This is a genomic window from Komagataeibacter diospyri, assembly GCF_006538165.1.
Taxonomy (GTDB): Bacteria; Pseudomonadota; Alphaproteobacteria; order Acetobacterales; family Acetobacteraceae; genus Komagataeibacter; species Komagataeibacter diospyri.
Map to the genome: position 1 here is coordinate 1 of NZ_BDLU01000086.1, position 996 is coordinate 996.

At 55.1% G+C, this 996-nt stretch carries 2 protein-coding genes; both read left to right on the forward strand.

The genetic code is table 11. The features are described from left to right. Positions 1-140: 140 nt before the first annotated feature. Positions 141-278: a transposase gene (locus tag MSKU9_RS18675; RefSeq protein ID WP_227002588.1), complete on the forward strand. Its 138-nt coding sequence runs from the start codon at positions 141-143 to the stop codon at positions 276-278. A gap of 128 nt (positions 279-406) precedes the next feature. Further along, a complete protein-coding gene (locus MSKU9_RS18680; RefSeq protein WP_227002590.1) occupies positions 407-892 on the forward strand; it encodes an IS5 family transposase in 486 nt (161 codons plus the stop codon). The last annotated feature ends 104 nt before the right edge of the window (positions 893-996 follow it).

A 996-nucleotide genomic window follows, 5' to 3' on the forward strand; every position in this document is an offset into this window, starting at 1 on the left:
AAACGCTTCGATTTGTTACTCATGAATATCTCTTACCTCACGGGTCTTGCTGTCTCCACAAAACCCGGGGCAATTCAACAAAAGGTCTTTTCAGACTGGCCTGGACGTGATTCAACGCTGGTCTTTGCGGAGACCTGTGGATGCGTGGCGACCTGACGGACGAGGAATGGGCGATCATTGGCGGCCTGCTGCCGCCTGAACGTGGCCGCTGGTCACGACCGGCACAGGATAACCGTCTGTTTCTCAATGGAATGCTTTATGTCCTGCGTGTCGGTTGACCATGGTGGGACATGCATGAGCGCTACGGAAAATGGAACTCGGTCTATGTGCGGTTCCGTCGATGGGCAGAACAGGGCGTCTGGGACGCTCTGCTGGAAACGCTGGTTGAACTCGGTCTGACCGATGACTGGCAGCACATGATCGACAGCACGGTCGTTCGGGCTCACAGCCAGGCGGCTGGCGCAAAAGGGGGTCTCACAAGGAAGGTTCTGGTCGAAGCTGCGGCGGCTTTACGAGCAGGATCCACGCCCGCGCTGACGGTCAGGGCCGCCCTCTCGGCTTCGACCTGACGGTTGGCGAAATTTCTGATTATTCCGGCGCTGATGCCCTGTTGGACCTGCCGGTCGTGACACCGCGCCGATTTCTGGCCGATAAGGGGTATGATAGTGACAGGATACGGGAGAACCTGCTTTTTCGAGGCATTCTTCCTGTTATCCCGCCGCGTTCAAATCGTACAGAGGATATTCCCTGCGACTTCCGTCGTTATCGGGATCGCAACCGTATCGAGCGGATGTTCAACAAACTGAAGCAGTTCCGACGTATCGCCACACGCTATGACAAGACAAGAAAATCGTTCCTCGCCTTTCTTAACCTCGCAGCCGTAAAATTGTGACTACCGTCTTTTGTCAACAGAACCTAACACTACAGTTGCGCTTTCTGTTTGATATGTGAGAGGTAGGCTGCGGCCTGATGAGCACGTCGAAAGAACGACCATCG

Coding starts and splice junctions, on each gene's coding strand:
- MSKU9_RS18675 (WP_227002588.1), top strand. CDS start 141: ATGCGTGGCGACCTGACGGACGAGGAATGGGCGATCATTGGCGGCCTG.